Below are 12,203 nucleotides of genomic sequence, written 5' to 3'. Positions count from 1 at the left end.
TGAGTGTGGCGAAGTCTTACGGAAGCCCCACCGGCCGTCGCAGCGCGAGATCGAACGCATCGCCTGAGCTCAGCACGTGAACCCTCAGATCATGAATCGAAAGGGCGGCATCAGGCTCACCTTCCGCGATGTTGGAATGGGTCACGCCGGCTGCATCGACCAGATAGACAGCGCCGCTGCCGATGACCTTGAACATCTCGCCCTTCACCACGATCGCCGTGTCTTCATCGATGCCGATGCCGAGGACGCGCGGGTTCTGCGACACCGCCCCGATGAGCCGCCCAATGCGGCCCCGTTCCGCAAAGTGCTGGTCGATGATGACATTCGGCAGCAGGCCCAGTCCCGGCGCCATCCGAATGTGGCCGATCCGAAAGGACGCTGCGTTCGGCCCCTTCACCATCATCGTGTCGCTCATGACCGACGCGCCCGCGGAGGTGCCGGCAATGACGCCTCCGGCTTCATAGATTTCGTGCACCCGCTCGTCGATGGGCGTGTCGCCGATCTGGCTGGTGATCCGGAGCTGGTCGCCGCCGGAGAAGAACACCGCACTCACGTCTGCGAGCGCACTTATTTTCTTTTCATGAGCTGCCTCGAGGCGGTCGTTGACGTAGAGCTCGATGACATCCTTGATGCCCAGTTCACCGAAGGACCTCTGATACTTCTCGAGATAGCCATCCGGCTCATGAGACGCGATGGTGGCAAGCACCAGGCGGCCGTTCGGAACCAGGCTCGCCACCTCCTTCAAGATGACACGATCGCCATCATGGTCCTCGTGGCCGCCGATGATGACGAGCGTTCCGGCTTTACCGTTCGAGGATCGTTTTTTCTTCTTGTCGGTCATTTGTCCACGTCTTTCTTGCGCAGGAAAACGTGTGGGTGGTTGTCCTCGCTGGTCATGAATGCGACTGCGAACTCCCTGCTGTTATGCGCCCATCCAGACACGCCGGTCGCGGTAAGCACGATGGCTCCGGCTTCGCCGCCGATCGCCTCGACTTCCTTGAGCGCGGGATTCAGCACCTGCTCCAGGCCGCCTTCAGCCTGCCCCGAGGACAATGCCTGCCGCGCCGAGAGTGCCTGCATGACACGGGCCGCGAGAGCCTTTCGCGCAATATGCTCACCGTCTCCCGAGAAGGCGACGGCTCCCAATTGGTTGTCGGCATAGTAGCCGCAACCGGGTTGCGGAGAATCCCCCACACGACCCGGAGCACTGCCGTCCAGTCCGCCGGTCGAAGTGCCCACGGCGATGTCCCCGTACTGATCCAGGGCAACCACACCGATCGTATCCTTCGCCTCCGACTTGCTGGAGGCGTCGCGCTGCTGCGGCGTGATCAAATCCGCCGGATCGCAAAGCTCCAGCTGCTTGTCGGCGGCGAAACGCCGGGCCCCCTCCGACGCCAGCAGGATCGGCTCCTCATGCAGCATGGCCTTCGCGACACTGATTGGATGGCGCACGCCCTTGATCACTGCGACGGCACCTACATTGAAGTCCCTGCCCTCCATCAGGCCAGCGCACATCTCGACCTCGCCGTCCGAATTGAGGGCACTTCCATATCCCGCATTGAATGTCGGGTCGGCCTCGAGGACGCGACCGGCAGCTTCCACGGCATCGACCGCCGTTCCGCCGCCGGCCAGGACGGCCCGACCTGCCTCGAGCGCCTCGATGCATCCGTTGCGATGCGCCTCCTCCTCTTGCGGATCGATCTCCTTGGCGCCGCCGTGCAGGATCAGCGACCACATCAGCCAGCCCTCAGATGGCGAATATGGGTCTGATCGGGCCCTCCCCTCGAAGGCGTCGCGCCTCCGAAGCCGGTTACTTGCCGCCACACGGCTTCAACGTCGTCGACGGTCAGCACGACAAGGTCGTTTTCCCGTGCAAGCCGGAGACACACGTCGACGGCCTCCTTCTCGGGACAGACGGCGTGAATGCGGCCTGGGGCGCAGCCGGCGTTCAAGGCACCTTCCCGCAGCAAGCCGGCGATCGCTCCGGGGGCTCGGCCGCGCAGCTCCTGCTCATCCTCCTTGAAGACGATGACGTCGAATATCCGCGAAGCGATCGCGCCCATCTCGCGTATGTCGCAATCGCGGCGGTCGCCCGGTATGGCGACCAGGCCGATCGTGCGCTGATAGCCGCGCCTCATGTGGGAAACGAGCTTTCCGAGCGCCTTCAGCCCCTCCGGATTGTGCGCATAGTCGACGATGGTGCGGAAACCATGTCCGTCGAAGACGTTGAGGCGACCGGGAGATTGCTCGAACGAGGTGCCAAACTCGGCCAGCGCCGCCCGGATCGTTGCCGCCGGAACGTCGTGGCAATGCGCCATGGCGACGGCTGCCAGGCTGTTGGCAACGTTGAATTCGGCCGAACCCTCGAAGGTCGCGGGAATTTCGTCGACGCTCATCAAGAACATCGATTCCCCATCCTCGTGGATGAAAATGTCCCAGCCGTCGCTGCTGGGCTCCCGCGTCACGGCGCGGCCGCCTTCCGCCAGGTGGCTGCGCAAGAAACCGGGCCACTCGCTCCTGCTCGCCAGCGAGAAGTAGCAGATCCTGCCGCCGGCATCGCGCGACATTGCGGACGTATGGACGTCGTCGGCATTGAGAATGCTCCATCCGCCGCGGCGGACGGACTCGACCACGACCGATTTCACCTCCGCCAGGTCCTCGATTGTGTCGATGCCCCTCAGCCCGAGATGATCGCCGTGGACGTTCAGCACCGCGCCAACATCGCATGCATCGAAGGCAAGCCCTTCGCGCAGGATGCCGCCGCGTGCACATTCCAGCACCGCGACATCGACACCCGGCTCGCGCAGCACGATCCTGGCGCTCTGCGGGCCTGAGCAATCGCCTGTGATGATTCGTTCGCCGTTCAGGTACACGCCGGTGGTCGAGGTGAGCCCGACGGTTGCGCCATTCGCCTGCAGGATGTGCGCCAGCATTCTGGCAGTGGTCGACTTGCCGTTGGTCCCGGTGATCGCGAAGATCGGAATCCGGCCGTCCTTGCCGCCTTTGAAGAGAAGATCGAGCACGGGCCGTGCGACGTTGCGGGCGCGCCCCGACGAGGGTTCGAGATGCATGCGAAAGCCAGGACCGGCATTCACCTCTATGATGCCGCCGCCGGTTTCGCTCACCGGCCGTGAGATGTCGGGACAGACGAAGTCGATCCCGGCAATGTCGAGGCCGACGATCTGTGCCGCCCGCCTGGCGATCAGCGCGTTTTCGGGATGGATTTCTTCCGTTCGGTCGATCGCGGTCCCACCGGTGGAGAGATTGGCGGTGGGCCGCAAGAGCACCATTTGACCCGGCGCTGGAACGCTCGCCAGGGTGAGCTGCGATTTTGACAGGAAATGCTCGACACATTCGTCGATCTCGATGCGGGTCAATACCGAGGAATGGCCCTCTCCCCTTCGTGGGTCGCGGTTCGTCTCCTCGACGAGCTCGGCGACAGAACTCCGGCCATCGCCGACCACATGGGCCGGAACCCTCTCGGCGAGCGCCACCACCTTTCCGCCGATCACCAGGATCCTGTGGTCCGAGCCGACGAAATGCTGCTCGACTATAACGCTACGGCTGTGTTCTCGCGCCTGTTCGAAGCCCCAGCGGACCTCGTCTTCTGTTGCCAGACCGATGTTGACGCCGCTTCCATGATTGCCATCGAGTGGTTTGGTGACCACGGGGTAGCCCAGCCGTGCTGCCGCCGCGACTGCGTCCTGCGCCGATCGCACCAGCTCCCCGCGTGGCACCGGCAGGCCGGCCTGTTGCAGCAGGAATTTGGTCAGGTCCTTGTCCGAGGCGATCTCGGTCGCAATCTCGGAAGTGAGGTCGCTGCAACTGGCGCGGATCCGCTTCTGATGCTTTCCGTGACCAAACAGCACGAGGCTGCTGTCGTCGATCCGCGCGGCGGGTATGCCCCGCCTCTCGGCCTCGCGCACCAAGGAAGCAGTCGTAGGCCCCAAGGCACGCTCGGCGGCCAGACGCTTGAGCTGCTGCAGCCTGGCTGCGAACTCGAATGGCCCCTGCGTTTCCGCAATGTCGCCGAGCCCCTCGACACCATGCAGATTGGCCGGCAGCAGGCTGTCCACCAGTTCGAGCGCGACGCGTCCGGCGAGCAGCCCGACAAGCTCATCCTTGTAGGCGAACATGACGTTATAAGTGCCGGGACTGCCTTTGACCGACCGTGTCTTTCCTCGTGTCACCCGGTGACCGAGCATGCTCTGCAGTTCCAGGGCGACATGCTCGACGACGTGGCCGAGCCAGGTTCCTTCCTGCATGCGGCGGACGAAGCCGCCGGCGGCGCCATAGCTGCAGCCATGGCCCGCAAGGCCGGGCAACAGTCGGACGATTTGTTCGGAAAACCCGGGCAGTTTGTCTGTCGGGAACGCCTCAAGGGCTCCGAGGTCGATCCGAATCTGGACCATTGGCGTCATACTATAGAGGTGCGGCCCGCGAAACACGCGGGCGTCCACGACGCGGATAGGGCGAAAACGCGAGGCGCCCCGATGAATTTCTTTGTCCGACATAGTCCGTTTCTCCTGACTAACTCCGCAACATCCGGAGGATCGGTTAGTTCCCGGCTCTTTCAGCCCAAATATTTTTGCAGGAGAGAGAAACAAAAGTGGCCGTTAACATATGTTGGCCCAAGAACACCCTCTGGTCATCTCGGCCACGTGCGGTCGCTGTTCTGAGGGCTACTTATCTCTCGGGACGAGGCGGGCCAGGCATTCGCTCGTTTTCACAAGCATTCGCCGGGCACATCGCGCCCGTTGAGCTAGTGCCCGGCTTTAGCTCATGGCGACCCATTGTGCGGGTCCAGCACTGAGGCATTAATCTTCAGCACGCCTTCGGCACCCGGGAACATTTCCAGACGCGTCAGGTTTGGAACCATCCTTGCACCGGAACTACAGCCATGCAGAGTCGAAAATCGGTGAAGGCCGCGCTCGTCAAGGAGATCGACGCGGTCCGCCTTCGTATCTCGCTGCTTGAAAGCGAGCTATGCAGAGATGGCAGACCCAGGCAAATTGGATGGCGTTCAGGATACGAACTGAACGCCCACAAAGCCCGCCTTGCTCGACTGGAGACCGTGCTTGCCCACTATCCGTCGGCACCGACGGCCCGGGCATCGAAACAGCAACAGCTTGAGTTGCCCGCAAGTCAACCAAGTAATTTTGGGGAAACGCCATGGCTGACAGACCCTCAATCAGAACTCCGCTAGCTCGAGTGCGGGGCCTTGGATCGGCGAAACACGGAACCGAAACGTTCATGCTGGAGCGGCTGACATCTGCTGCCCTGTTGATCCTTGTCATTTACATCGTCGCGGTCGTTATAATGCTGGTCGGTGAGCCTCGAGACGCCGTCCTCAGCGTCGTAGGATCGATCTATGTCGCGCCAGCCCTTATTGGCTTCATTCTCGTAAGCTGCGTTCACATGCGGCTTGGAATGCAATCGATCATCGAAGATTACTGCCATGCCACCGTGCTCAAATCGCTTCTTCTGATCGCCAATTGGTTATTCTGCTGGGCAGTCGCGCTCGCAAGCTTGTTCGCTGTGCTGTTAATCAGCTTCAGATAGCGATCCGGTTCTCAGCTGCAGCCAACGTCTGCCACCGGCAGGCTGAAGTTCGCCTCAGCGGCGAACCGGGCTGGCTTGCGCACAGGAGTTCGACAACCCGGCCTCATCTGATTTGCGGCAGCCTGTCCCATTGATGGAAAGGGGGTGGAGAGGTCAGCTCCCACTCCAATGTGGTAGCTCCTGGCCCCCATGGGTTCATGCCGGCGGCTCTTTGCCGGTAGAAAGCTTCCAAGATGCCGAAGAGGAAAATCACGACACTCGCGGCCGACAGGTACGATCCATACGAGGACACCATGTTCCAGCCGGCGAATGCGTCGGGATAGTCGACATAGCGACGCGGCATGCCCGCCAATCCAAGGAAGTGATGGGGGAAGAAGACGAGGTTCACGCCGACGAAGGTCGTCCAGAAATGGACCCCAGCCAGAAGCGGATTGTAGAGATATCCCGTCATTTTCGGAAACCAGTAATACCAGCCCGCGAAGATGCCGAAGATCGCTCCCAGTGAAAGTATGTAGTGGAAATGCGCGACGACGAAGTATGTGTCGTGCAGTTCACGGTCGAGGCCGGCATTTGCGAGTTGAACGCCCGTCACCCCGCCTACGGTGAACAGGAATATGAAGCCGAGGGCCCAGAGCATCGGCGTCCGCAGGCCGACCGAGCCGCCCCACATGGTTGCAATCCAGGAGAACACTTTTATCCCGGTCGGCACTGCGATCACCATCGTGGCGAAGGTGAAGTAGCGCTGCGTGTCGAGGCCTATCCCGCTGGTGTACATATGGTGGGCCCAGACGACGAAGCCGATCACCCCGATCGCCACGATTGCGTAGACCATCCCGAGATACCCGAAGATCGGCTTTCGCGAGAAGGTCGAGATCACCTGGCTGACGATGCCGAACGCCGGCAGGATCATGATGTAGACTTCCGGGTGGCCGAAGAACCAGAAGAGATGCTGGTACAGCAGCGGGTCGCCTCCGCCGTCCGGCGCGAAGAACGTGGTTCCGAAATTGCGATCAGTCAGGAGCATGGTGATGGCGCCGGCCAGCACCGGCAGAGCCAGCAGCAGCAGGAAGGCGGTGATGAGGATCGACCACACAAACAGGGGCATCTTGTGCAGGGTCATCCCCGGCGCGCGCATGTTGAAGATGGTGGTGATGAAGTTGATGGCTCCCAGGATCGAGGAGGCGCCCGCAATGTGCAGAGACAGGATGACCAGATCCACGGCGGGACCGGGATGGCCGGAGGTCGACAGCGGCGGGTACAGGAACCAGCCGGTCCCAGGGCCATAGCCGCCGGGGACGCTGGGCATGAAGATCGACAATAAAAGCAACATCAATGCCGGCGGCAGCAGCCAGAACGAGATGTTGTTCATGCGCGGGAAGGCCATGTCGGGGGCGCCGATCATGATCGGAACCATCCAGTTGGCGAAGCCGCCGATCAGGGCGGGCATCACAGTGTAGAAGATCATGATCAGCGCGTGGGCCGTGGTGAAGACGTTGTAAAGCTGCTTGCCGGCGTCGATCGCCGCGTCGCCCTGGTAACCGTAGATCATCGACGCCAGTCCGGGGAAAAACTGGATCCCGGGTTGCTGCAGCTCGATTCGCATGCTCACCGACAAGAGCATGCCGATCACCCCCGCGATGAAAGCGAAGACCAGATAGAGTGTGCCGATGTCCTTGTGGTTGGTCGAAAACAGCCATCGGGTGATGCCGCTCGGCTGATGGCCGTCGAGACCGCCCGGATCTGCCGCCGTATATTCGTTCATGACCTTCTCCGCTTGAGCCGTCCGTCGCCAGCATCGAACCGTGCTGGAACTTGATTGTTCCCTCCACCGAACCGACAGCCAGGAACATTCCACGGAAGCCGCTGTTAGGTTCCGCGCGGCCGACCCTGCGCGGCTGAGGATCGACGTCCATGCTGGCGATAATTGCTGCGACACTGGTTCTGACGACGGTGGTTGGTGGGCTGATATCCGCCTTCTGGCTCGAGGCGCGTCATGGTCTCCATGACCCCATGCCGCCGGACATGTCGGTGCGCAGGCAACTGAACGCCCCGGCCTGGAGCCGGTGGTCCTGACATGGACGCGATCACCGCGACACTCGACCCGAGAACGCGAGCCGGCTGGCTGCTGCTCGGCTTCGCGCTCGGCGGTTTCTTCGACGGCATCGTCCTGCATCAGATCCTGCAATGGCATCATCTTCTCTCGGGCGTCGCCGATCCGGTGGGTTCCGACCTGCGCTTCCAGATCATGGCCGACGGCCTCTTCCATCTTTGCATGTATGTGCTCGCCGTCGCCGGCACGGTGCTGCTGGTGGCCGCGAGGGCGGCCGGCGCGCGGCCCGGGACCACCACGGAGATCCTGCGGCTCGCCTTCGCCGGGTTCGGCGTCTGGCATGTCGTCGATGCCGTCGTGTTTCACTGGCTGCTGGGTCTGCACCGGATCAAGATGAACAGCGACTTGCCGCTCGCCTGGGATATTGCGTGGCTGGTCATCTTCGGCATCGTGCCGCTTGTGTTGGTGCTGGTGCTGCCCAACCGCGGCGGACCGGCACGCGGTGCTTCGGCAGCGCTGACCAGCATCGTCCTGCTTGCGGGACTGGCAGCCGGCGCCGGCCCGTTCTTCAACGGCGCCGCCAATTCCATCATCGTCTTTCGGGCCGGGATGGAACCGGCGGCGATGATGCGGGCCGTTGAAGTCGCCGACGCCCATCTCAAATGGGTCGACGCCAGCGGCACCATCTGGGCGGTCGACCGCGTCTCATGGCGCGGGTTGGTAGCTCTTCACGCGCGCGGCGCCCTTGTGGTCAGCACGACGCCTGTCATTGCCGGATGCCTTGCCTGGACCGATGCCGCCGGAGTGAGCAGTAGCTCCAGCCAGCAGCGAGGCACTCCTGCCAGGCTATGACTTCCGGACAGGGATAGGGGAGTATCAAGCATGCAATTCGCCACCGAGAGCAGCCACGGCCGGAGCCTGACACCGCGCATCGTCGTGGTCGGCGGAGGCTTTGCCGGTCTGGAGGTTGCCAAGGCGCTCGGCAAGGCGGAAATCGGGGTGACGATCATCGACCGCCACAATCACCACCTGTTCCAGCCCTTGCTCTATCAGGTTGCAACCGCCGCCTTGTCGGCGCCTGACATCGCCGAGCCCATCCGCAAGATCCTGGGCCGCTATCCCTCGGTTCAGGTCCTCTTCGGCGATGTCACCGAGATCGGCACCGAGGCCAGGATACTGGTGCTGGCCGATGGGACCACGGTCCCCTACGACATCCTGGTCTTGGCCACTGGTTCGCAGCCATTCTATTTCGGCCAGGAGAGCTGGGCTCGGGTCTGTCCCGGTTTGAAGACCATCGAGGACGCGCGCACGATCCGGTCACGGCTGCTGCTATCGTTCGAGCACGCGGAACGGACCACCGATCCAGTCGAGCAATCCCGGCTGATGACGATCGCCATTATCGGCGGCGGCCCGACCGGTGTCGAACTGGCGGGCTCGATCGCCGAACTCAGCCGGCACACACTGGCGCGCGACTTCCGCAACATCCGGCCCGAGAAGACAAGGATCATACTGGTAGAAGCCGGCGAGCGTCTGCTCGCCGGATTCGCCCCGGAGCTTTCCAGATATGCACGTCTGCGCCTTGAAAGCCTGGGCGTCGAGGTCGCGCTCGGCAACCGGGTCGAGGCGATCGAAGCGCATCAGATCACCGTCGGCGGCCAGGTGATCCCGGTGGCCTTGACGCTCTGGGCCGCCGGGGTGGCGGCTTCTCCGCTGGTCGCCCAGCTTGGTGTCGGGCTCGACCGCGGCGGTCGGGTGAAGGTCGAATCCGACCTGCAGGTCGTCGGCCATCCCGATGTCTTCGCGCTTGGCGACGTCGCACTGGTCCTCGATGGGAACGGCCAGCCATTGCCGGGTCTTGCCCAGGTCGCCAAGCAGCAGGGCGAGCACCTCGGCAAGGCACTGGCACGCCGGATAGATGCTGGCGATACGCTGCCCGCTTTTGTCTTCAGCAATCGAGGCAACACGGCCATTGTCGGCCGCCACGCTGCCGTGTTCGAATCGGGTAGGCTGAAACTGAAAGGCTGGTTCGCCTGGTCTGCCTGGGCGCTCATCCATGTCTACCTGCTCGTCGGTTTTCAGCACCGCGTTCAGGTCTCGATCCAGTGGCTCTGGCGCTACCTGACCTATGAGCGTGGCGCCCGGCTCATCGCCGAGGAGCGAGTCGAACCGGGTTCGAAATCATCGCCGGGAGCGGCCCCGAGAGAGCCGCTGCCAACCAAGGCAGACGCCGCCCCGGCATTGCACGCCCGCACTGACTAGATTGCCGGGTGCTCAGTTCGGAGACAGTGGCGATGCGGGGGTCATCTCTGGATTCCGCCACGGCCCGTCGTCCCACGGCAGCCTGAACCTCGAAAATCGAGGCGGGTGGTTCCCAGCTTGTATCCGGTGCCGGCCTGATGGGATCCGGATGGCACCAGCGGCGTTGCGTCCCTATATGCTCAAATGAACACAGGCTCCTCGAAACGGGAGCTGTTGAACCCTCCTCTTCAGAGACAGCTTGTCATGACGTCACCTGCGACTGCTGAACAACCCCCGGTCATTCAGACGGGGCTTCCCGCCCTGAGCAACAGCTATGGGCAATTGCCGGAGCGCTTCTTCTCGCAAACAGATCCGAAGCCGGTATCCGAACCGCGGCTGATCCGGTTCAACCGGCCCCTCGCGGAGGAACTCGGGCTCGATGCCGACCAGCTTACCAGCCCGGATGGAGTGGCGATGCTTGCCGGCAACAGATTTCCGGAAGGCTTGCAGGCAATCGCCCTGGCTTATGCGGGCCACCAGTTCGGAAACTTCGTGCCTCAGCTTGGCGACGGGCGCGCTCTGCTTCTTGGCGAAGTGGTGGACGTCAACGGCATTCGCCGTGACATCCAGCTGAAGGGATCGGGACCAACGCGGTTCTCGCGCAACGGTGACGGCCGCGCCGCACTCGGCCCTGTCCTGCGCGAATATGTCGTCAGCGAAGCGATGGCGGCGCTCGGCATTCCGACGACGCGAAGCCTTGCGGCGGTGCTCACCGGCGACCCGGTCTATCGCGAGGTCCGGCTGCCCGGCGCCGTCCTGACACGGGTGGCGGCAAGTCATATCAGGATCGGCACGTTCCAATATTTCGCCGCGCGCCACGACACCGAGGCGCTCAAGATATTGGCCAACTATGCCATTCAGCGTCACTTCCCACAGCTGGCGGGGGAAGCACGGCCGTACCGGGCTTTGCTGGAGGCCGTTGTCGCCGCACAGGCGGACCTGGTGGCGCGCTGGATGCTGGTCGGCTTCATCCATGGCGTCATGAACACCGACAACATGTCGATCTCGGGCGAGACGATCGACTATGGCCCATGCGCCTTCATGGACGCTTACGACCCCGGCGCGGTGTTCAGTTCGATAGACCGCGCCGGTCGCTATGCCTATGCCAACCAGCCTCGTGTCGCCACATGGAACCTTGCGCGCTATGCCGAGACCCTGCTGCCGCTCATGAGCACGGACGAGAATGAAGCAGTGTCTGAAGCGGAAGAGGTGCTGAGGTCGTTCCAGGCCTCCTATGAGGCTGTGTTGCAGCGCGGCTTCCGCAGAAAACTCGGACTGCTGACCGAAGCGGAAGGCGACTTGCAGCTCGCTGCCGACTTTCTGGACGTGCTGGCTCACGGCGAAGCGGACTTTACGCTCGGCTTTCGGCGCCTGGGCGATGACCTCGACGCTGCGGACGGCCAAGGCACGGCGCGGCAGTTGTTTAAGGATCCAGGCTCATTCGATGCCTGGTCGGCGCGGTGGCGCCAGCGCATTGCAAGCGAAGCAGCCGACACGGCCACGCGCCGGGCAGCCATGCAATCCGTCAATCCCAAATTCATCCCCCGCAATCATCGCATCGAGGCGATGATCCAGGCGGCGTTGGGCGGCGACTTCACACCGTTCGAGGAGATCCTGGCGGTCGTCAGCCGTCCCTTCGATGAGCAGCCGGGAATGGAACGCTATGCTGAGCCGCCACGCCCGGATGAGCGCGTCCTGCAGACATTCTGCGGTACATGAGACATTCGTGATGGTCGCTTAACATGTGCAAATGCGGAAGACCCATTTGCAAGCTATCGTCACGGGCACTCTCGTAGGGGCTGAGCTATGACGATCATAGAATTGGCATTCGAATTGCTGGCACGGAAGCTCGTAGACCGTACCGGAATATCAGACGAAGATGCTCGAGACCTTGTCTCAGCCATGGGAGCTGACTGGTCATCGCTCGTGCGAGCAGCGAGGGCGATCAAAGAGGCTTAGGTCTTTTGACGTCGTTTTAGCTGCCATCAGCTGCAGGCAGATCGGACCAGAGGCTGCTGCCGCGATCCAGGCGCGACACCGCGCTCGTCACCGATCATGTCAGCAACGTGGTCAAGCACTGTATTTCGGTCGCTCCAATTGACCGGGTACAACACGCTGCTCTCCTGAAAGCCACTGCAGCCCGCTACGCAAGTCGCCGGAAGCTCGCAATAAACTGCGATAGCAGCCCAGGCTTAGGATTTATATTGCAGGCCCGCACCACTGGCGGGGCGACGCGGGCAGGCCGCTGCCGTTCGTTGAAATCCGCGTTGGGAATCAGATTCCGTCGGCACCG

At 62.6% G+C, this 12,203-nt stretch carries 8 protein-coding genes; 4 read left to right on the top strand and 4 right to left on the bottom strand.

Annotation, left to right across the window (positions count from 1 at the left end):
* Window positions 1-16 precede the first annotated feature (16 nt).
* From NKH22_RS25245 to cphA, 3 genes are read right to left on the bottom strand one after another with little or no spacing between them, the layout of a single operon-like run.
* Entirely contained in the window at window positions 17-841 is an 825-nt protein-coding gene (locus tag NKH22_RS25245) for a cyanophycinase (protein ID WP_023710470.1), read from the bottom strand.
* Window positions 838-1,737: an isoaspartyl peptidase/L-asparaginase family protein gene (locus tag NKH22_RS25240; protein WP_023738739.1), complete on the bottom strand. Its 900-nt coding sequence runs from the start codon at window positions 1,735-1,737 to the stop codon at window positions 838-840. Before NKH22_RS25240 ends, NKH22_RS25245 begins: the two co-directional genes overlap by 4 nt.
* The gene (gene cphA / locus NKH22_RS25235; RefSeq protein ID WP_050586853.1) at window positions 1,737-4,514 is read right to left on the bottom strand and encodes a cyanophycin synthetase; all 2,778 of its coding nucleotides are present in this window, start codon (window positions 4,512-4,514) and stop codon (window positions 1,737-1,739) included. The genes NKH22_RS25240 and cphA overlap by 1 nt, the downstream gene beginning before the upstream one ends.
* A gap of 658 nt (window positions 4,515-5,172) precedes the next feature.
* Between cphA and sdhD the strand changes: the two genes are divergently transcribed.
* Window positions 5,173-5,562, top strand: coding sequence for a succinate dehydrogenase, hydrophobic membrane anchor protein (gene sdhD, locus NKH22_RS25230; RefSeq protein WP_027050929.1), 390 nt, complete (start codon window positions 5,173-5,175; stop codon window positions 5,560-5,562).
* 103 nt (window positions 5,563-5,665) lie between these two features.
* On the opposite strand, the gene ctaD is transcribed toward sdhD, so the two are convergent.
* On the bottom strand, window positions 5,666-7,324 hold the full coding sequence (gene ctaD / locus NKH22_RS25225) for a cytochrome c oxidase subunit I (RefSeq protein WP_023710466.1): 1,659 nt from the start codon (window positions 7,322-7,324) through the stop codon (window positions 5,666-5,668).
* A gap of 312 nt (window positions 7,325-7,636) precedes the next feature.
* Here ctaD and NKH22_RS25220 point away from each other — a divergent pair, with 312 nt between their 5' ends.
* The 3 genes from NKH22_RS25220 (at window position 7,637) to NKH22_RS25210 (ending at window position 11,629) form a co-directional block, all read left to right on the top strand.
* Window positions 7,637-8,464 carry a DUF2243 domain-containing protein gene (locus tag NKH22_RS25220; protein ID WP_023710464.1) on the top strand — a complete coding sequence of 276 codons (828 nt, stop codon included), beginning with the start codon at window positions 7,637-7,639 and terminating at the stop codon, window positions 8,462-8,464.
* Window positions 8,465-8,494: 30 nt separating this feature from the next.
* Entirely contained in the window at window positions 8,495-9,871 is a 1,377-nt protein-coding gene (locus NKH22_RS25215; protein ID WP_023693465.1) for an NAD(P)/FAD-dependent oxidoreductase, read from the top strand.
* Between the two features lie 243 nt (window positions 9,872-10,114).
* Window positions 10,115-11,629 carry a protein adenylyltransferase SelO gene (locus NKH22_RS25210; protein ID WP_023715805.1) on the top strand — a complete coding sequence of 505 codons (1,515 nt, stop codon included), beginning with the start codon at window positions 10,115-10,117 and terminating at the stop codon, window positions 11,627-11,629.
* Window positions 11,630-12,203: the final 574 nt, after the last annotated feature.

This window comes from Mesorhizobium sp. M1252, assembly GCF_040318265.1.
In the GTDB taxonomy this organism is placed as follows: Bacteria; Pseudomonadota; Alphaproteobacteria; order Rhizobiales; family Rhizobiaceae; genus Mesorhizobium.
The sequence above is the reverse complement of the archived record's forward strand: the minus strand, read 5'-3'. Positions and strand labels throughout refer to the sequence as shown.

What these genes read in the sequence shown, in the direction of transcription:
- NKH22_RS25245 (WP_023710470.1), bottom strand. Translation starts at nt 841, where the DNA reads ATGACCGACAAGAAGAAAAAACGATCCTCGAACGGTAAAGCCGGAACG.
- ctaD (WP_023710466.1), bottom strand. Translation starts at nt 7,324, where the DNA reads ATGAACGAATATACGGCGGCAGATCCGGGCGGTCTCGACGGCCATCAG.
- NKH22_RS25210 (WP_023715805.1), top strand. Translation starts at nt 10,115, where the DNA reads ATGACGTCACCTGCGACTGCTGAACAACCCCCGGTCATTCAGACGGGG.
- sdhD (WP_027050929.1), top strand. Translation starts at nt 5,173, where the DNA reads ATGGCTGACAGACCCTCAATCAGAACTCCGCTAGCTCGAGTGCGGGGC.
- NKH22_RS25220 (WP_023710464.1), top strand. Translation starts at nt 7,637, where the DNA reads ATGGACGCGATCACCGCGACACTCGACCCGAGAACGCGAGCCGGCTGG.
- cphA (WP_050586853.1), bottom strand. Translation starts at nt 4,514, where the DNA reads ATGTCGGACAAAGAAATTCATCGGGGCGCCTCGCGTTTTCGCCCTATC.
- NKH22_RS25215 (WP_023693465.1), top strand. Translation starts at nt 8,495, where the DNA reads ATGCAATTCGCCACCGAGAGCAGCCACGGCCGGAGCCTGACACCGCGC.
- NKH22_RS25240 (WP_023738739.1), bottom strand. Translation starts at nt 1,737, where the DNA reads ATGTGGTCGCTGATCCTGCACGGCGGCGCCAAGGAGATCGATCCGCAA.